The 19,376-nt window shown below is 59.9% G+C and carries 16 protein-coding genes; 2 read left to right on the top strand and 14 right to left on the bottom strand.

The window, feature by feature from the left end; translation table 11 throughout:
• Window positions 1-58 precede the first annotated feature (58 nt).
• The 3 genes from ACO6VX_RS02730 to ACO6VX_RS02720 are packed head-to-tail and all read right to left on the bottom strand — an operon-like array spanning window position 59 to window position 3,475.
• Window positions 59-745 (bottom strand): isochorismatase family cysteine hydrolase, encoded by a 687-nt coding sequence (locus tag ACO6VX_RS02730; RefSeq protein WP_346549559.1) that lies wholly within the window; start codon window positions 743-745, stop codon window positions 59-61.
• Window positions 726-2,042: a purine-cytosine permease family protein gene (locus ACO6VX_RS02725; protein ID WP_422457610.1), complete on the bottom strand. Its 1,317-nt coding sequence runs from the start codon at window positions 2,040-2,042 to the stop codon at window positions 726-728. The genes ACO6VX_RS02730 and ACO6VX_RS02725 overlap by 20 nt, the downstream gene beginning before the upstream one ends.
• Window positions 2,039-3,475 (bottom strand): amidase, encoded by a 1,437-nt coding sequence (locus ACO6VX_RS02720; RefSeq protein WP_422457608.1) that lies wholly within the window; start codon window positions 3,473-3,475, stop codon window positions 2,039-2,041. The genes ACO6VX_RS02725 and ACO6VX_RS02720 overlap by 4 nt, the downstream gene beginning before the upstream one ends.
• A 280-nt stretch (window positions 3,476-3,755) precedes the next feature.
• Between ACO6VX_RS02720 and ACO6VX_RS02715 the strand changes: the two genes are divergently transcribed.
• Entirely contained in the window at window positions 3,756-4,520 is a 765-nt protein-coding gene (locus ACO6VX_RS02715; protein ID WP_232526429.1) for a hypothetical protein, read from the top strand.
• The gene (locus ACO6VX_RS02710; RefSeq protein WP_422457606.1) at window positions 4,513-5,160 is read left to right on the top strand and encodes an RES family NAD+ phosphorylase; all 648 of its coding nucleotides are present in this window, start codon (window positions 4,513-4,515) and stop codon (window positions 5,158-5,160) included. Before ACO6VX_RS02715 ends, ACO6VX_RS02710 begins: the two co-directional genes overlap by 8 nt.
• A 141-nt stretch (window positions 5,161-5,301) precedes the next feature.
• On the opposite strand, the gene ACO6VX_RS02705 is transcribed toward ACO6VX_RS02710, so the two are convergent.
• The 11 genes from ACO6VX_RS02705 to ACO6VX_RS02655 all read right to left on the bottom strand — a co-directional run bounded on the left by ACO6VX_RS02705 (window position 5,302) and on the right by ACO6VX_RS02655 (window position 19,308).
• Entirely contained in the window at window positions 5,302-6,144 is an 843-nt protein-coding gene (locus ACO6VX_RS02705; RefSeq protein ID WP_422457604.1) for an oxidoreductase, read from the bottom strand.
• 104 nt (window positions 6,145-6,248) lie between these two features.
• The gene (locus ACO6VX_RS02700) at window positions 6,249-8,024 is read right to left on the bottom strand and encodes a thiamine pyrophosphate-requiring protein (RefSeq protein ID WP_422457602.1); all 1,776 of its coding nucleotides are present in this window, start codon (window positions 8,022-8,024) and stop codon (window positions 6,249-6,251) included.
• A 62-nt stretch (window positions 8,025-8,086) separates the two neighbouring features.
• Entirely contained in the window at window positions 8,087-10,045 is a 1,959-nt protein-coding gene (locus ACO6VX_RS02695; RefSeq protein WP_422457601.1) for a hydantoinase B/oxoprolinase family protein, read from the bottom strand.
• A 1-nt stretch (window position 10,046) separates the two neighbouring features.
• Window positions 10,047-12,092, bottom strand: a complete 2,046-nt coding sequence (locus ACO6VX_RS02690; protein ID WP_022624956.1) for a hydantoinase/oxoprolinase family protein — start codon at window positions 12,090-12,092, stop codon at window positions 10,047-10,049.
• Between the two features lie 18 nt (window positions 12,093-12,110).
• Window positions 12,111-12,557: a GNAT family N-acetyltransferase gene (locus tag ACO6VX_RS02685; RefSeq protein WP_060680517.1), complete on the bottom strand. Its 447-nt coding sequence runs from the start codon at window positions 12,555-12,557 to the stop codon at window positions 12,111-12,113.
• 271 nt (window positions 12,558-12,828) lie between these two features.
• Window positions 12,829-13,341: an Lrp/AsnC family transcriptional regulator gene (locus ACO6VX_RS02680; RefSeq protein WP_010247853.1), complete on the bottom strand. Its 513-nt coding sequence runs from the start codon at window positions 13,339-13,341 to the stop codon at window positions 12,829-12,831.
• A 290-nt stretch (window positions 13,342-13,631) separates the two neighbouring features.
• Entirely contained in the window at window positions 13,632-14,948 is a 1,317-nt protein-coding gene (gene gabT / locus ACO6VX_RS02675) for a 4-aminobutyrate--2-oxoglutarate transaminase (protein ID WP_172608031.1), read from the bottom strand.
• Window positions 14,949-15,061: 113 nt separating this feature from the next.
• A complete protein-coding gene (locus ACO6VX_RS02670; protein WP_045140246.1) occupies window positions 15,062-16,195 on the bottom strand; it encodes a M20 aminoacylase family protein in 1,134 nt (377 codons plus the stop codon).
• Window position 16,196: 1 nt separating this feature from the next.
• The gene (locus tag ACO6VX_RS02665) at window positions 16,197-17,123 is read right to left on the bottom strand and encodes a 2-hydroxyacid dehydrogenase (protein ID WP_422457597.1); all 927 of its coding nucleotides are present in this window, start codon (window positions 17,121-17,123) and stop codon (window positions 16,197-16,199) included.
• Window positions 17,123-17,965 (bottom strand): GNAT family N-acetyltransferase, encoded by an 843-nt coding sequence (locus ACO6VX_RS02660; protein ID WP_122458183.1) that lies wholly within the window; start codon window positions 17,963-17,965, stop codon window positions 17,123-17,125. The genes ACO6VX_RS02665 and ACO6VX_RS02660 overlap by 1 nt, the downstream gene beginning before the upstream one ends.
• Window positions 17,966-17,976: 11 nt before the next feature.
• Window positions 17,977-19,308 carry an NAD(P)/FAD-dependent oxidoreductase gene (locus ACO6VX_RS02655; RefSeq protein WP_010247869.1) on the bottom strand — a complete coding sequence of 444 codons (1,332 nt, stop codon included), beginning with the start codon at window positions 19,306-19,308 and terminating at the stop codon, window positions 17,977-17,979.
• Between the last annotated feature and the right edge of the window lie 68 nt (window positions 19,309-19,376).

Genomic DNA, 19,376 nt, shown 5'->3' with positions numbered 1-19,376 from the left:
GCGTGATGCATCTGAGATCAGAAGATCAACATCACCCTTCACCCGTTGTTGCGGGAAATTAAACCCCCAGGCTATCCAGCAGCGCGGCAGAATGGGCGACCGCGCCAAAGATGCCGCCCTGCATATGGATCATGCTCAGCGCCGCCTCATGATGATGCTGCTCGGTCGCAGCACAGCAATCAGACAGCACCAGGCACTCAAAGCCGCGATCGTTGGCTTCGCGCAGCGTGGTGTGGACGCAGACGTCGGTGGTAATACCGGTGAGGATCAGATTACGGATGCCGCGACTGCGCAATATCAGCTCCAGATCGGTGGCATAAAACGATCCCTTACCCGGCTTATCGATCACCACTTCACCCGGCAGCGGTGTCAGCTCCGGGATAATCTCCCAGCCCGGTTCACCGCGCACCAGAATACGGCCGCACGGTCCCTCATCCCCAATCCCGGCGTTCATTCGCCGCGAGCGCCAGCGTTTGTTGGCGGGCAAATCACTGAGATCGGGCCGGTGCCCTTCGCGGGTATGAATAACCGGAAACTGCCGGGCGCGCATCGCCGCCAGCACCTGCTGCAACGGTGCGATGGGCGCGCGGGTCAGACTCACGTCATAGCCCATGCTGTCGACATAGCCGCCCACGCCACAGAAGTCGGTCTGCATATCAATCACGATCAGCGCGGTGTCAGCCGGTGTAAAAGTGCCGTCAAACGGCCAGGCGTAGGGGGTTGAATTAACGCTGTAGTCGGGCATTGCTGTTCTCCATTACCGGGCGCGGCATGCGCATTTTGCTGATCACGCTGTAGCTGATGGCGGCAGTTACCAGACCAATAACCGCTTCACCAAATTGAGGGAAAGCGACGTGGGCGATCACCGCACACAGGCTGCCAATCGCCCATGCGGCAAACGCAGTACCACGAAAACGCTGCGCCGGACGCTGCTCGCTGATGCGCGCCATAAAAATTAAATCCACGATCATCACGGCACCAAACGGCGGCACCACAATGCCGAGCAGGCTGAGCCACTCCAGGAAGTAAGACCAGACGCCCGCCAGCGCCAGCACGCCGCCAATGGCACCCAGGATCAGCGTCCAGAGCCGCATTTTGCTGCTGAACAGATGACTGAAGCCCACCGCCCCGTTATAGAGGCAGTGTGTGCAGACCGATCCGAGATTGATAAAGACAAACAGGCAGGCCACTACCGACAAAAAGGCGCTGTGCCCCATCAGCATCGGCAGGAAGTTACCGCCATTGGTCAGCGGATCAACCGCGGCGCCCACGGCCACAATCACCACACCAAACAGATAGGAGATGACGTTAGCGACCGGAAAGGCAGAGAACGCGGCGATCACTGCCGAACGGCCATTCTTTGACCAGCGGGTAAAGTCAGCGGTCATGGTGCCGGAGTCAGCAAAACCGGCCACCACCATGGTGACGGCGGTGCCCATACTCATTGCACCGGCAGCGCTGGCGCTGCCCTTCCACTGCGTCACCACGGAGAAGTCGTGCTGTTTACTAATCAGCCACAGCGCCACCATTCCCAGTACCACAAACAGCGGCGCGGCGATCATCCCCAGCACCGACAGCGCCCGCACGCCCAGGAAGGTAATGCTGGTATAGAGGATCATGGCAAATGCCGTCACCGCCAGCGCATTCCAGCCAAAGGTCTGATTAATGACCGTGCCGGTAAGACCGGTCTGGAAGGCATACCAGCCGATCACCACCGTCGAGAGAAAACCCGAGACAAGGATGTAGCCTTTGCTGCCAAAGGTGCGTCTGGCCTGCAGGGCGAAATTCATTCCGCTGTTACCGGCGTACCAGCTCAGCGCGCCGACATAGGCGAACAGCACCAGGTTTCCCAGCAGAATGGCGATCAGCGCAGGCCAGAACCCCAGATGCCAGGTGATGATGCCGCCAAACAGCGCATTGGTGAGGATCATCGGAAATCCAAACCAGACGGCCGAGACGGAGCGGGTAGAATGACGGTGCGACAGCGGTACCGGCTCATGTTCAAACTCCTGCTCCAGCGCAGGCGTAGTAGACGTTTTCATTGGGCGATTCCGGGTTGAAGGTGATTCCACGGCTGAATGCGCTCGAAAGCGGCACTGGCAGCCAGCACTAAGGCATCATCAAGATGACGTCCGACAATCTGCAGACCGACGGGCAAGCCGCTGGCAGTAAAACCGGCGGGAACGGACGCGGCGGGCTGACCGGTGAAGTTGAAGGGGTAGCAGAACGAGAGCCAGTGATCGCTGCGGACCATGCGGCCATCAATGATCTCCGGTCCCTGCATCCCCAGCGGAAACGGCGGCACCGCCAGCGTCGGGGTAATCAGCAGGTCAAAGCGCTGCATAAAGCGCCACAGGCTGTTGCTGACCGCTTTGCGGGTGGTGATGGCATCGGTGAAGTTTTCCGCCCGCCAGTCGCGCTGCAGCATGGCGACCAGGTGCGGCGACATCTCGCTGCCCTGCTTCGCCATCATCCGGCGCATACCGGTGAGATCGCTCTCTATCGCCACCAGCGCGCCAAAGGCCGCCGACGGATCAGGGAAGCCGGGATCGGCCAGTTCCAGTTCAGCACCGATTTCAGCGGCAAAACGCTGCACCGCCGCGCTGACCACTGCCCGCACTTCCGGATCAACGGCCACATAGCCAAAATCCGCGCTGAAGGCGATGCGCAGTTTGCCTGGCAGATGGAGTGGCGCGCCTAGCCAGTCGACATCGCTGCAGGGAATCGAGTGGCGATCGCGCATATCCGGTCCCGCCATCAGCGACATCATCAGCGCGGCATCGCGCACGCTGCGCGTCATCGGGCCGATATGCTCCAGCGACTCCCAGCTCGACACGCCGGGGTAGCGTTCATCACGACAGCCGGGCCACAGCGGCACCCGGCCCATCGACGCCTTGAAGCCGAAAATACCGCAGTGCGCCGCCGGAATGCGTACCGACCCGCCGCCGTCGCTGCCCAGTGCAATCGGGCAAAGCTGCGCCGCCACCGCCGCACCCGAACCGGCGCTGGACCCTCCTGGCGTCATGCTCAAATCCCAGGGATTCCGTGGCGACGGAAACAGCGGATTGTGCCCGACCCCGCTGTAACCAAACTCCGGTGCGGTGGTTTTGCCAAGCAGAATTGCGTCGGCGGCCAGCAACCGTTCCACCGTGATGTCATCATCTTCCGGCACGAAATCTTTGTACGCCACCGAACCGGAGGTGGTTCTGACGTTTGCGGTGCAGATTAAATCTTTCACCGCCAGCGGTACGCCCGCCAGCGCGCCCAGTGTTTCTCCGCGTGCCCGTCGGGCATCCACGGCTCTGGCCTGTGCCATTGCCAGTTCAGGCGTCGGGGTACAAAAAGCCTGTATCGCCGGTTCCCGCTGTTCCATCCGCGCCAGCGCCGCCACGGTCAGCTCACAAGCCGACACGTCCCCGCTGCGAATCAGAGCAGCCATCGTGGTGGCATCTTCGTCTAATAAGGAGTCAAACATGGGTTACCTCGCCAAAAGTGTACCTGTCAGCTAGTGCATGAAGCGTGCCAGTTAGCGGTGAATCAACCGGTCTGAAACGGGGATGCCAGATGGAATACGGGCTGGGATACAAGATCGAATTCTTATGATGCCAGGTGGAGGCGACTGTTTATTTTTCCAGCACGATGATGGCGCAGGGCTGCGCGATAAGGGGGCGTGTGGTTCCTGAGCTCGTTTCATGCCAAAGCTCAGTCAATCGCTGGATGGTTTTTGATCAGTAAATGTAGAGAATTCTCGCTACATGCGATATATTGGCGATATTCGATATTTGTATTTTGCCAGCAGGAGTAAAATCATGATCAGGTCTGATAAAACCACTGGCTTCGACGTTATTCCAGTGCCGGCAGGCAGCATTTCCTCTTCCCGGTCTCAGGGTGGGCAAGCAGAGATCACAGTCTCAGTCCCGCACTGCCATGATGAGCCAGCGCAATACTATGTGGTAAAACGGCCAGTCTCTGTGGATGAAGCCGCCTTTAAAATCGCACTGGATGCCGCATTCCGGGCCGTATCGGGCGTAAGTCAGCTCGCCAGTCACGGTAAGTCGCCTTTCAGCGCTGTCGACATGGCGACAGCAGAACAGACCAGACAGCCTGTCACGATTAATAACACCGCAAAGCTGGAACAACTCAGGAAGCATATTCTGGACGACAGCGAGTGGTTGCCTGCGCAGGAAGTTTCACGCCGTGCCGGGAGCAGCGCCACTGTGAAAAATCCAAGCGGATTACCTAACCGGTGGAAGCGAACCGGAAAGATTTTTGCCCTTTCCTTTGAAGGCAGGGATCTCTATCCGGCCTATGGGCTGGACGTTGGCGGGCAGCCATTGCCGCTGATGAAAAAAATCATCGCGCTGTTTGGAGAATCAAAAACGCCATGGACCCTGGCCGTCTGGTTTGGCACGCCAAATAGCTGGCTTGGTAATGAAAAGCCTAAAAATCTCATGACGTTCGAACCGGAAAAAGTACTGGAGGCGGCACAGCGGGCAAAGGAAGGTCCGGTTCATGGCTAAAAAGATCAAAACACCCTGCAAAGATGATGATTTATCGGCCTCTCTGGTCACCTGGCCGAAAGGTAAAACTATTGACCGCATTCACTGGTCGCAGTATGGCGCCGCGGAGTTCAATCCAGGAAAAGGCGTGGGACGTTTCAGCCCAATTACTGACCATGCGGGTCGCATCATCCCGACGCTTTATGGCGGTAAAACGCTGTCGGTTGCTCTAATGGAGACGGTATTACACGATCTCCCTACGCCTTGTGAAAATGCGCCCGTTGACCTCACAGTTCTGAATAAGCTGTCCCACAGTCAGCTCACCCCTAAAGTAGAGATTAAGCTGGTGGACCTCAATCCACGCTTTATGAAAAGACATGGCATTACGCAAGGTGAGCTGCTGGGTTCAACTGCTGATCACTACCCTGAAACCCAGCAATGGGCAGAGCAAATACATCATTCTAATCCGGATGCACAGGGGATTCAGTGGTCTTCCAGGCAGCATGGCGATAAGGCGTTAATGCTTTTTGGCGATCGTACCTGTGCTGAAGATTTGGACATTACGCTTAACGCTCAACCTGCTTCGGAGTCAGCAGATGTCGAACATGAACTCAGCGCACTGGCGAATGAGATGGCGCTGATTCTGCTCACTGGATTTTAGCGTAATGCCCTGAAATGCTATGTCCGGAATTTTAATACCCTCTCAACCAGGCAAAACACGCGTAGTTGGCATTAAAGGATCGGCCGTGCTCAATCGGTTTTTCAGTTCGCCTGCAGAAATAGCATTCATGCCCTGTCACCTCTACTCCGGAAAATCTGTCTCCACCGACGTCTGTTTCCACGCTTCGATCTCAGCCAGCCGCTCTGTAAGCTTGCTGGTTACGGCATCATGGCCCCAGGCGCCCATCACCAGATGGCGTGGCGGGTTGTCATGCTCAGTGATGGCGATCATTGCCGTGGCGGCTCGCGCCGGATCGCCCTTCTGAGTGCCGCTGTATTCGGCGGTGGCTTTCATCCGTGCGGCTGCAGTCTCTGCATAGTCTGGCAGCGTGCTCGGCGTCTGATGCAGGGAGCGTCCGGCCCAATCGGTGCGGAACGGACCTGGCTCAACACAGGTGACGCGAATGCCCAGCGGTCCCGCTTCCAGCGCCAGCGAATCTGACCAGCCTTCCACCGCATGTTTGCTGGCAGAGTAGTAGCCTGAGCTGGCAAAGCCAATTAAGCCTGCCACCGAGGTAATGTTGATGACGTGGCCGCTGCGCGCCTTTCTCATCGCGGGCAGCACGGCGCGGGTCAGGGCAAACAGGCCAAAGACGTTGGCATCAAACTGCGCGCGGATCTCGCTTTCCACACCCTCTTCCACCGAGCTCTGATAGCCGTAACCGGCGTTGTTGACCAGCACATCAATGGTGCCGAACATGTCGAGTGCCGTTTTGACCGCCTGGTCGATGCTCGCCTGGTGGGTCACATCCAGCGCTACTGCCAGCGCGTTGTCGTGTCCCTCAACCAGATCGGCAATGGAAGATGTATCACGTGCCGTCACGACGACCTTAAAACCACGCGCGATGGTCTGCTGCGCCAGTTCACGACCAAATCCGGTCGAACATCCCGATATTAACCAGACAGGGCTGGAGTGAGCAGTCATGGTAAGACTCCCGTTGATGATGATGAAGTGACTGGAGACCCGGACGCGAGTGCATCCGGGATTTAAGGTTAGCGAGGCGCGACCGCCCCACTTAGCCCTTAATGCTATTTATTGAACAGCTGGCTGGCGGTGTCGCTGATGATCTGTGCCGCACCGCGATCGCCTTTCACCATTGACGCCATAAAGGCTTTCGCCTGTTTAAAGGTGATGTGCGGCGGTAACGGGGCAACTTCCGGATCGGTTTTCACCTCCAGCAATACCGGGCGGTCGGCGCTGAGCGCACGCTGCCAGGCCGCCGCCAGATCGTCAGGATTATCGACAAAAATACCGACCATCCCAAGCGACTGCGCAAACTCGGCATACTTCACGTCCGGCAGTTGCTGCGAAGCGTCAAAGCGGGGATTCCCCTCCATGACCCGCTGCTCCCAGGTAACCTGATTGAGATCCTGGTTGTTGAACACGCAGACGATCAGGCGTGGATCGGCCCACTGCTGCCAGTATTTCTGGATGGTGATCAGCTCTGCCATATTGTTCATCTGCATCGCACCGTCACCCACCAGCGCCACCACCGGTTTGTCGGGATGGGCAAATTTTGCGGCAATCGCATAAGGCACCGCCGCGCCCATACAGGCCAGGCCACCGGAGAGCGAGGCGCGCTGACCCTGCTTAACCCGATAGTCGCGGGCGAACCAGTTGGCACAGGAACCAGAGTCCGAGGTGACAATGGCGTTATCCGGCAGTTGTGGCGACATCTCCCACACCACCCGCTGCGGGTTGACCGGATTAGCCGGTGCCATGGCGCGCTCTTCCATCAGCGTCCACCAGTCGCGCACCTGAAGCGCAATATCTTCCTGCCAGCTGCGATCCTCTTTGTGCTCCAGCAGCGGCAGCAGAGCGCGCAGGGTTTCAGCCGCATCGCCATGCAGATTCACTTCGCTGGGATAGCGCAGGCCGAGCATGGCGGGATCGATGTCTATCTGCACCGCACGCGCCTTGCCCTCTTCCGGCAGGAACTCTGTCCACGGGAAGCCGCTGCCGATCATCAGCAGGGTGTCGCAGTTCTGCATTAAATCGGATGAGGGCTTCGTGCCCAGCAGGCCAATCGAACCGGTCACAAACGGCGCATCGTCCGGCAGCACATCTTTGCCCAGCAGCGCTTTTGCCACGCCCGCACCCAGCACATTGGCGACCTGTACCACCTCGACGGCGGCGTTACGAGCGCCTGCGCCAATCAGAATCGCCACTTTTTTACCGGCGTTAAGCACTTCAGCGGCGCGTTGCAGATCCGCTTCATAAGGGATCACTTTAGGACGCTGATAGCCGCTGCCGGAATGGGTAAAACCGTGCAGATGCTGCGGCGGCTGCCACTCTTCATCCTGAATATCTTTAGGGATGATGATCACCGCCACGCCGTTTTGCGCTTTGGCGATGCGCACGCCCCGGTCGAGCAGATGGCGCACCTGGGTCGAAGTCGAGGCTTCCTGAACGAAGTTGGCAACATCCGAGAAGATGCGATCCAGGTTCATCTCCTGCTGATAACTGGAGCCGCGCGCGGTCGCTTCCGCCTGGCCGGCAATCGCCAGCACCGGAGCATGATCCATTTTGGCGTCATAGAGTCCGGTCAGCAGATGGGTCGCGCCCGGCCCGCCGGTAGAGAGGCAGACGCCAAGCTCACCGGTGAATTTGGCGTGTCCGGCCGCCATAAAGGCCGCCATCTCTTCGTGGCGTACCTGAATAAATTCGATGCCGTCGCCTTTGGCGTTAGCACGCTGAATGGCGCCCAGCACCCCGTTTATGCCATCGCCCGGATAACCGTAGATGCGTGTGACGCCCCACTCTTTCAGGCGCTGGACAAAAAAATCACTGGTTTTCATGCTCATCGTCGCGTTTCCCCTTGTAGTCCATGCAGACTTAAAGCGTAGTAGACGATGAGCAATCGCCGTTAATTGTTCGCCATTGCCGGGTATCGCTGACGCAAATCACTGAATATTTGTGCCATATCCGCCGTTTCGCCTATCTCTGCCACCGCCCGGAATACCTGGGTTTTCAGGAAGTGACGCCAGCTCACCGGCGCGCTTGCCAGAAAGGCGGTAAGTAACTGATAACGCTGTGGCGTCCAGAGCATTTCGAAGCGACTCCGTGCTTCGCCGTGCTCAAAATGGTCCGCAGCCTGCTGCGGCATCGTGGCGCGCAGGTGCTCCGTTGCTGCCCGATCCACGTGGTGATCAACCACTACCACGCCATACTGCGTCCTGGCTGCCGCGACGCTGAGATAACCGCAGCGCACATCCTGCATCACCGCATCGGCATCGCGCTGTGTCGGCAGGCCATAACCGCCCGCGCCGGGTCCGCGCACTTCGACCACGTCACCCGGCAGGCAGTGGATCACATCAGTGTTACCGTGATTGATGACCTCACCGTCGCGCCGGGTACGGAAGTAAGAGAGCGCCCCATTCTGGCCGCCGACGACACCCGCCGAGGCAAACACCGATCGGTTACGGTTGCGCGCGGTAATGGTGGTATTGGGCGAGAAAACCTCAAATGCCATTTCGGTGGCTAAACCGCCGCGATAGCGACCGGCTCCGGCGCTGTCCTGGGCCAGTCCGTAGCGATGAAAGCGGATTGGCACTTCCGCTTCGTTGATCTCAATCGGGGTGTTTTTCAGAAAGGCTGAAAGACCGCCGGAGCCGTCAGGCCCATCGTGACGCGGCGTGCCGCCCGCGCCGCCGCCCACCGGACCCAGCGAGGCGACCACACTGCGATTCTGCGTCTGGGTACGAATGTTCATGATTGAGTTGCCGCCCGGTGAATTCGCGGGCAAACGCTCCGGCATCGCCAGCGAGAAGACGCCGATAGTGGCAATCTGCGACAGTGCACAGGTCAGGGAGCGCATCCCTACCGCTGCGGGCGCTTCACAGTTCATGACCGTGCCAGGCGGCAGGATTGCCCTAGTGGGTCGCAGCGTACCGGCGTTAAGCAGCAGTGAACGGTCCAGCGTAGAGAGCGCATAGGTAACACCCACCAGCGCCAGCGGATGCCGCTCACGTCCGCCAGTCGGCATATTCAGCGACGAGGCCAGCTGCGGATCGCTGCCGGTGTAGTCCAGCTCCAGTTGATCGCCCTGCACCCGCAGAGTAATGGCGATACGGCAGGGATAACCGCCCTCGCCATCTTCATCGGCGTAGTCGGCATAGAAGTATTCCCCGTCGGGAATGGTTTTGATAATGCTGCGCGCCTGCGCTTCGGCGTAATCGAGAATGCCCTCAATGCCCTGCAAAAAATCGGCGATGCCAAAGCGGGCAATAATGTCGTGGATTTTACGCTCGCCGACGTTCACCGACGCCAGCTGGGCTTTGAAATCGCCCCAGTTCTGATCCGGCACCCGCACATTGAGCCGCATGATGCTGGCGACCTCTTCGTTGAGCTGACCCTGCCGCATGATCTTCAGCGGCGGGATGCGAATCCCCTCCTGCACGATATCGGTCAGCGAGCGCGACAGCGAGGCAGGTACCGCGCCGCCGACGTCGGTGTTATGAATGTGGCCCACCACGAAGCAGACAATTTCACCCTGGTGGAACACCGGTTTCCAGATATGGATATCGGGCGAGTGGGTCGCCACGTTGCCGGCGTAAGCGTCGTTGGTAATGCAGATGTCGCCGTCAGCGTACTCTTCAATCAGTGCCAGCACCGGCGCATAGTCGATGCCGCTGTACCAGGGGGCGCCGAAGCTGCGCGGCGAGGCAAACGCCAGGCCGCTGCGGCTGACAATCTGGCAGGAGAAATCTTCCGTCTCTTTCACAAAGGTGGAGTGCGCTGTGCGCATCAGGGTAAAGGCCATCGCATCGGCAGCCGCGGCGCAGTAGTTCGCCAGGATCTGTAAGTTACGTCCATCAATCGCCATGTTATGCCTCGTTCGCCGTGATCAGCAGATTACCGAATGAATCGACCGTGACGCCCATGCCGGGCGGCACGCAGGTGGTGCAGTCATCCTGGGCGATGATGACCGGGCCACTGAGCTGATGTCCGGCACGCAGCACCGAACGCAGCACTAAATCAACCTGATGCCAGCCGCCGTCGATCCACGCCCTGGTCTGTTTCAGTACCGGCACCGGTTCCGTGGCCGGAGCCAGTGGGTTAATCACCGGTTTCGGCGTCGGTGATGCAATCACCAGCCGCAGGTTGATCAACTGCACCGGCGCCTGCGGGTCACAGTGACCAAACAGCTGCTGGTGCTGGCGATCAAAGGCGTCATGCAGCGCAGTGAAATCCGCCTGCGCCAGCCAGTTCGCCTCCAGCGGTACGTCGATCTCAAACGACTGACCGCGATAGCGCATATCCGCGCTGAACTGCAGGCTGTAAGGCATGTCGCTGCCGTGCTCCTGTGCCAGCCAGCCACAGGCGCGCTGCTGTAATGCTTCGGCTTCACTGGCCAGGGTGTCGGCCAGGGCGGGCGTCAGATCGCCGTAGAGTGTGCGGATAAAGTCGTTACGAATGTCCGCCACCAGCCCGCCCAGCGCGGACAGCACGCCCGGCGTCGGCGGCACAATCACCCCTTTCATATTCAGTTCGCGGGCCAGAAAGCAGCCCATCATCGGACCCGCTCCGCCAAAGGCGAGGAACCAGAATTCACGCGGATCAAGACCAAAGCGCGACAGCAGCCCGCTGGTGTCGCTGTACATGCTGGAGATCGCCAGCTGGATGGCGGTTTCTGCCGTTTCCTGCACCGTGACGCCAAGCGCATCCGCCAGCGGCTGCCAGGCCGCACAGGCGGCGTCCACATCAACAGTGACGGCGTTATAACCCAGCGCGCCATGGCCCATCATGCCGCAGGCGGCGAACGCATCGGTGGCGGTGGGTTGCGTGCCGCCGCGCTGGAAGCAGACCGGGCCAGGCAGCGATCCCGCACTGTCAGGGCCCATCTGCAGCACGCCCTGACCATCGATCCACGCCAGCGAGCCGCCGCCCTGACCCACCGAGGTGACGGCGACAGAAGGAATAAAGATTGGGAAATCCCCGATAATTTCGCCGTTGCCCTGCGCCACTTTGCCGTCGATGATCACCGCCACGTCGGCGCTGGTGCCGCCGATATCCAGGCTGAGGATTTTGTCAAAACCACAGGCGCTGGCGAGATAGCTGGCACCAATCACCCCGGATGCGGTGCCGGAGAGCACCATCTGCACGCATTCGCGTTTCGCCTGATCGACGCCCATCACCCCGCCGTTGGATTTGGTGATGCGCGGCGGCGGCCTGACGCCGAGCCGTTGCAGCGCCTGCTCAAAGGATTCCAGGTAGTGGATCACCATCGGCTGCACGTAGGCATTAATGGTGGCGGTAATGGTGCGTTCATATTCACGGATGATCGGCCAGATGTCAGCGGAACAGGAGGTCAGCAGCTCGGGTGCCACCTCGTCGATAATCGCCTTCACCGCCGCTTCATTGTGCCGGTTGCGATAGCTGTGCAGCAGCGACACCACAATGCCCTGACAACCTGCCGCGCGTGCCTGAGCGATTGCGTCGAGCACGCTTTGACGATCAGGCGCGTGCAGCACGTTGCCGTGCGCGTCACTGCGTTCACGGATGGCAAACACCCGATCGCGGGTGATCAGCGGAGCAGGACGCCGGGAGAAAAGATCGTGAATATGCGGGATTTTAAGCCGGGCCAGCTCCAGGACATCGCAGAAGCCCTCCGTGGCGAACAGTGCCAGCCGCACACCGCGCCGCTGGATCACCGCGTTAATGCCTACCGTGGTGCCGTGGGTGAAGTAGCCAATCTCAGCGGGGTCAATGCCCTGATGCTGCTGAAACTGCGCCAGCCCGGTAACGATTTCGCTGCCTGGCTGATCCGGTCGCGACAGGACTTTCAGGGTGTGAATCTGGTTCGTTTGCTGATCGAGCACGGCGAAATCGGTAAAGGATCCACCAATATCCACGCCAACGCGGTATCGCATATCAGGGTAACTCCAGTGTCAGGAAGGGGGAAATTCCATCAGCGCCTCGGGATGCTGCACCACACGCCAGCCGAGCCGCTGATAGACCTGATGGGCATCCTGGGTTGAGAGCATCCAGCGATGCACCGTTTGCAGCTCCGGGTGTTCACGGACGCAGGTTGCCAGCCAGCTGCCCAGCCCGTGACCGCGCCAGTTTTCATCAATCATCACGTCGCACAGCCAGCCAAACCGGGTGTAGTCGGTGATAAGGCGGGCAAAACCAATCTGACTCTGCTGGTGATAGAGGCCAAACGGCAGCGAACCGGCAATCGCCCGCACGGTTTTGGCCAGCGGCTGGCCTTTGGCCCAGTAGGACTTCTCCGCCAGCTGGATGTGGATCCACGCCAGGTCGAGCCGCTGGCGGCTGGTGGAGACAGTGAACGCCTCGCGCTGCCACTGCTGGTCAGCAATCTGTAATGAGTCCATGACAACTCCTTGTATCGGTTGAAAACAGTGTAAAAGGGTTCGCCCAACGGTTGAGGCTGTAGCGCGCCACAGAACCGGCTGTTGCGACTGAATTTTGCGTCATGAAGAAATTTTATGCTGAGGGGGCATCTGGCACATTAACGGGAGAAGTGAAGCGGATGGGCGAACAAAAGTGCGGCTGGGGTGAATCAGGAAAGAGTAAGCAGAAACAAGGCAGGTGACGGCCCTCTCTCCACCGGTAAACATGGCGAGGGCGACGCCTGGCCGCCCGCTACACGCCGAACTCCACCGAATTGTGCTTGCCGATCAGCGATCGCAACGGCACGCTGCTTTTCATGATCGGGGATTTGATCACGATATAGCTGAAGTACTTATCGATGCCGATCTGAGCGTCGAGCATCTTCTCAATCACTTCCTGGTAATGTTCAATGCTGCGGGTAATAAAGCGCAGCAAATAGTCATAGCCGCCGGTAATCAGATGGCACTCCATCAGCTCATCGACGTCGCGCATCGCACTTTCAAATTTCATAAAGTCTTCGCGGCGATGGCCTGACAGGGTGACTTCGGTAAAGACCGTCACCGAATCGGTAATGCGGGTGAGATTAATGTGCGCTTCATAACCGGTGATAAAACCGGCCTGTTCCAGACGTTTGACCCGTTGCAGACAGGGACTGGGCGAAAGGCCTACGGCGTCGGCGAGGTTAACGTTGCTGATACGGCCATCTTTCTGGAGTTGCACCAGGATGTTGATGTCGATGCGGTCGAGTTTCATTAAGCCGTTCATAGCACCCCCCTCATTGTCAGAGTCTGTCCCACCAGGCGTCATTGTTGCAGGCAGTCTGGAGACGGACAGCGCGGAACAACCGGCGCGTACATGGCGTACGTGAGGATTGTAAGCACTGACCAGGTTCAGACTGACAAATGAAATAGCCTGATGGGATAGACGCTTAATTAAATGTGCAGAACCTCCCGAAGGTATATCACGCTTTACCGTAAACGCGCCAGCGCTTCGCAGTGGTTATACCAGCGGGAGATTTTCAAATTACTTTAACAATATCAATGAGGAATGGCACTTTACCCCAACCGGCCTGTGGCGCGGGCCAGCGCAATATCGAAGATATGCAGCGCCTCTTCCAGCTGTGAGTCGGTAGTGACCAGCGGCGCCAGGAAACGGATGGTGTTGCGATGCAGGCCGCATTTGATCAGCAGCAATCCTTCCTGGCAGGCGCTGTCGAGGATCCTCTGGGTTAAGGCCGCATCCGGGCGACCGGTTTCGAAATCGAGGATCTCCACCGCCTGCATAAAGCCTACGCCGCGGACGTCACCGATGCAGGCATATTTATCCGCCAGTTGCCGCAGTCGTGCATTGAGTTGCTCACCAAGCTGGCAGGAGCGCTGCAACAGGTTTTCCTGCTCAAACAGATCCAGTACCGCCAGCGCCGCCGCACAGGCCAGTGCGTTGCCGCCATAAGTACCGCCTAACCCGCCAGGCGTCGGTGCATCCATGATCTCCGCACGCCCCACCACACCGGAAATCGGCAGACCGCCGCCCAGGCTTTTCGCCAGCGTGACTAAATCGGGTTTGATACCCAGTTGCTGGAAGGCGAACATCGTGCCGGTACGCCCGAAGCCGGACTGGATTTCATCACAAATCAGCAGAATACCGTGCTGGCTGGTGATGCGACGCAGCGCCTGCATAAATGCCGGGCCAGCGGGCAGGAAGCCGCCGTCACCCTGAACCGGCTCAATGATAATCGCCGCGACCCTCTCCGGCAGGATCTGCACCGCAAACAGCTGATCCAGCGCTTTCAGGCAGTCCGCTTCAGTAATACCGTGCAGCGGGTTCGGGAAGGGCAGACGGTAAATATCGCCGGGGAACGGGCCAAAATTCTGTTTGTAAGGCGCGGACATGCCGGTCAGGGTGATACCCAGCAGGGTGCGGCCATGAAACGCACCATCAAAAGCGATAATGCCAGAGCGCTGGGTGTGTGAGCGGGCAATCTTCACCGCATTTTCCACCGCTTCGGCGCCGCTGGTAAAGAAGACGCTTTTGTACGCCTCATCGCCGCCCACCAGTTTGTTCAGCCGCTGCGCCAGCTCGATGTAGCCCGGATAGGCCACCACCTGAAAGCAGGCATGAGACACCAGACCGAGCTGGCGGGTCACCGCATTGACCACCGCCGGGTGATTGTGGCCGACATTCAGCACCCCGATGCCGCCGACAAAGTCGAGATAGCGATTGCCCTCCACGTCCCACACTTCACTGCCTCTGGCGCGTTCGATCACCAGCGGATGGGCGGTAACTACGCCGCGCGGCACGTTCTGCTCGCGTGCATCCAGTAACAGGCTGTTATCGGAGTATGCTTGCTGCTCTGCCATGACATTCTGCATTTTAAACCCTCATCCACGTAACGTTCGGTTGGCTCAAGTATCGCAACCCGCTGGTTTGTCACGCTGCCGTAATTCCTCAGACAGCGGCATTTCCTGTCAAAATCCTGCGGCATTCAGCAGGGAAATTTCTCTGCCAGCGCCTGACGAATCAGCGTGACAAAAACGTTAACGCCATGCGGGATCAGCGCATCGTTGAAGTCGTATGCAGCATGATGCAGCGGCTTGCAGGGTGCCGACCCCAGCCACAGATAGGCACCGGGCCGCGCCTGCAGCATAAAAGCAAAATCTTCTGAGGTAAGTGCGGGCTGGGGCGCGGCCTCAGCCTTAATGCCCGCCTGCGTCAGCGCCTGCAGGCAAAACTGCGCTTCAGCATTACTGTTCAGGGTCGCCGGGTAGTAGCGCAGATAGCTGACCTCTGCGTGCAAACCGTGGGCGGCGGTGATGTGCTCCGCCATCTGACGCAGTCGTGCTTCAATCGTCGCCTGCGCTGCAGGGCTGAAAGTGCGCACCGTGCCGGTGATGTTCGCCTCCGCCGGGATCATGTTGTGTGAAAAGCCGCCCTGCATCCGGGTGACGGTGAGCAGCGCCGTTTCGCACGGATCCAGGGCGCGTGAGACCAGAGTATTCAGCTGCACCACCAGCTCGCTGGTCGCCAGCAGAGTATCGCGCGTCAGATGCGGCTGCGCGGCATGACCGCCTCCGCCCAGTACCCGGATATCAAAACGGTCAGCCGCTGCCATGATCGCGCCAGGGCGGGTCTGTACCTGGCCGAGCGGCAGTTCCGGCCAGTTGTGGATGGCGTAGACCGCCTCACAGGGAAAACGGCTGAAGAGGCCATCGTCAATCATCGCCTTTGCGCCCGCCAGCCCCTCTTCGGCGGGCTGGAAGATAAAGCAGACGCTGCCATCAAAGCTGACGTCGCGCGCCAGTTTTTCTGCGGCTCCCAGCAGCATCACGGTGTGACCGTCGTGGCCGCAGGCGTGGCTCACCTGCTCCGCGCGGCTTTGCCAGTCGGTGCCGCTCTGATCCTGCATCGGCAGCGCATCCATATCAGCCCGCAGGCCAATCATGCATTCACTGCTGCCCTTTTTCAGTATCCCGACCACGCCGGTTTTACCGATGCCGCGATGCACCTCAATGCCCAGCTGTTGCAGAAAGTTCGCCACGATGTCGCTGGTGCGCTGCTCCTGAAAGCCCAGTTCCGGGTGCGCATGCAGGTCGCGGCGCAATGCCACCAGATGTTCCATCTTAATATCCTCGCGAACGATCAATCTCACCATGCAGCGGCTCGCCACGCTGATGGCGCCGCAGGTTTTCCAGCAGTGCCGCAATGGCGCTCTCATTCTGCGTCTGGCTGGCGATGTGGGGTGTGAGCCAGATGGCGGGATGGTGCCAGAAGGGATGACCCGGCGGTAACGGCTCCGGGTCGGTCACATCGATCACGGCGGCACGGAGCTGCCCGCTCTCCAGCGCCTGCAGCAGATCGTCCTGATTCAGCTGGGGGCCGCGCCCGGCCTGCACCAGCGCCGCGCCCTGTGGTAGCTGATTAAACAGGGTGCGGTTAAGCAAACCCTGTGTGGTGTCAGTCAGCGGCAGCAGGCAGACCAGAATCTCGCTGTGCGCCAGAAACGCCCCGAGCTGATCGTCACCGTGCCAGCAGCGGACGCCGGGAATCTGGCGCGGTGTGCGGCTCCAGCCAGCGCAGTTAAAGCCCTGCGCCACCAGCTGTTGCAATGCGGCCTGGCCCAGTTCGCCCAGCCCCATGACGCCTACCCGACGCTGCGCGGCAGGTAATACCGCGTGTGCCAGCCACTGCTGCTGGCGTTGCTGATGAAAATAGCGCGGCATGTCGCGATGCAGGCCGAGTACCGCGAAGGTGACATACTCCACCATGCCCTGGGTCAGGCCTGGCTCGATCATTCTGATCACCGGCAGGTCGGGCGGCAGCGCGCCAAGATCAAACTGATCGGCCCCGGCACCCACGGAGAACAGCAGTTTCAGCCGGGGGAAGAGCGCGGTGATGTCAGCCGGTGGCTGCCAGGCAACCAGCGCCTCAACCTGCTCTGGCTCGCCGGTCTCAGGCCAGATATGCAGCTGAATGTCAGGCGCATGCGCTGCCAGCCAGCGCTGCCAGATCCGGCCACGTTCCGGCTCCGATTTATAGACGATATGCATCAGGCCATCGCCTGCGTCATCAGTCCAAACGCCTGCATACCCTGCGGTGTCCAGGGCGTGCCGCGCACCATAGTCGCAGGCGCATCGACCTGAGGGATGCCGAGGCTCTGTAGCCAGGCGGCCATCGGCAGCGCGGCATCGGTGTCGATGCGCAGGAATTCCCCCTGCAGCGACTGCATCAGCGAGGCGACCAGCGCCTTCGCTACCGCGAAGTCTCCCGCGATGATCGGGCCTATCGCCCAGCCGTGACCAAAGCGGCGCAGGCTGGCGAAGCCCTGAATTTGCTGTTGGTCATCCTGCAACAGCACCGTCTGGCAGTCGCGCAGCAGGTGGTCGAACAGTGCCGGACGATGCATGCCGTGCGCCTGCTGATCCAGCGTCACCAGTGTGGCGTGATCGGCCAGTGTTGCCGGACGCAGCTGCAGTCCCGCCGGGATCACGACGTCTGGAAGGGTGGTCACTGCGCGGGTCTGGTGCTGGCGAATTTCACCGCAACTGACAAACCCGAGTTTTTCATACAAACCTTTGCCCATTTCGGTGGCGTGCAGACGCACATTACAGTCGGGTAATTTTTCCAGTTGCGCCAGCATCAGCTGTTTGCCAAGGCCACGCCCCTGCTGCTGGTTATCGACGATCACCAGCCCCAGCGTGGCGGCGCGCTCGCCCCAGCGCCAGAGCACCGCGCTCGCAATCAGCTTGCCCTGCTCTTCAATCACCGTGCCCTCGCCCAGCTGCAGCGCCAGCGCCCAGTCTTCACGTCGGTGGGGCCATTTCAGTGCCTGCGTTAAGGTGAAACAGGGGTCGATATCGTCCGGCGTCATTGCGCGTATTTTCAGGCTCATTGCAGGTCTCCTTACATCATGCCTGGCGTTTCAAGTCCGCTGCCGTCAACCAGACGGCTGTAGCGATAAGGGGTGGGATCAACAACTGGCGTGGCTTCGGTCGCCAGATCGGCTGCCAGTCGTCCGGCACCCGGTCCGATACCGAAGCCGTGGGCGCTGTAGCCCGCCGAGAGCACCAGCCCCGGCAATTTCGCCACGGTGGAGATCACCGGAATCGCGTCCGGGGTGCTGTCAATCATGCCGCCCCAGGACTGCGCCAGCCGCAGGTTCGCCAGCGCCGGATATTCACGCCGCATCGCCGCCAGCCCCTCTTCCACGATCGTCGCATCGGCTGCCGGATCGAGTATGCGCATGCGCTCAAACGGCGACTCGCGGTCAAATGCCCAGCCACCCATCGCTTCCGGGCCATTGAAGAACGGCGACAGGCCAAGATTCAGGGTGAGATTCTTGCGGCGACTTTTAAAGGTCGGATAGAACTGGCGGGCATAGCGCAGCCCCTGCGCGCCAGGTTCCAGACGCCCGCGACCCGAGACGGAGACGGTGTAACTGCCGTCCATCTGTGGCCGACAGGCAAAGCCAGGTGTGTAGAGTGGCATGGCAATCGCCTGCTCAATGGGCTGCGTGCGGAAGGCGGTACCAATCACGTTGCCCAGCGGCAGATCGATACCGTGACGACGGCAGAACATGGAGGTCCAGGCCCCGGCGGCACAGATCACCCGGCTGGTTTTGATCAGGCCGCGCTCGGTCCAGACGCCGCTGACCCGTCCGGCGGCGATATCCAGCCCGCGCACCGCGCACTGCTGAAACAGCAGCGCCCCTTTTTTCAGCGCGCCCGCCACCAGCCCGGGCGCGGCCAGCCGTGGTTCGGCGTGACCGTCGGTAGGCGCTGAGAGACCGCCCCGCCAGCTTGTGGTGCTGCCGGGCGTCATCGCTTTGGCCTGCTCCGCTGTGAGAATCGAACTGCGCACGCCATAGCCTTTTGCCATCTGGATCCACTTATCCCAGGCCGCGATGTCCGACTCTTCCTGCGTGGCATAGACCAGGCCGCTGCGGCGGAAACCCAGCTCTTCGCCGGTTTCATCGTTAAGCTCACCCCAGCGTTGCAGCGCATAAATAATCAGCGGCAATTCACGTTCATCACGGTTCTGCTGGCGACACCAGCCCCAGTTACGGCTCGACTGCTCCGCTCCTACCAGGCCTTTTTCGATTAGCACGACCTTCAGTCCCTGCTTCGCCAGCTCCCAGGTGGCGGCAGCTCCGGCGATACCGGCGCCAATCACCACTACATCGGCGGAATCGGGAAAATTCGCACTGTCCTGTACATAACGAATCGGTGCAGGCATAACAAGACTACCTCTGTTGTCAGTATCTGGTCTGGCACAGGGCGATATCACCGCTGTGCCTTGACCCG

This window comes from Pantoea sp. BJFS-204 (assembly GCF_049310725.1).
Classification (GTDB): domain Bacteria; phylum Pseudomonadota; class Gammaproteobacteria; order Enterobacterales; family Enterobacteriaceae; genus Pantoea; species Pantoea agglomerans.
The sequence above is the reverse complement of the archived record's forward strand: the minus strand, read 5'-3'. Positions and strand labels throughout refer to the sequence as shown.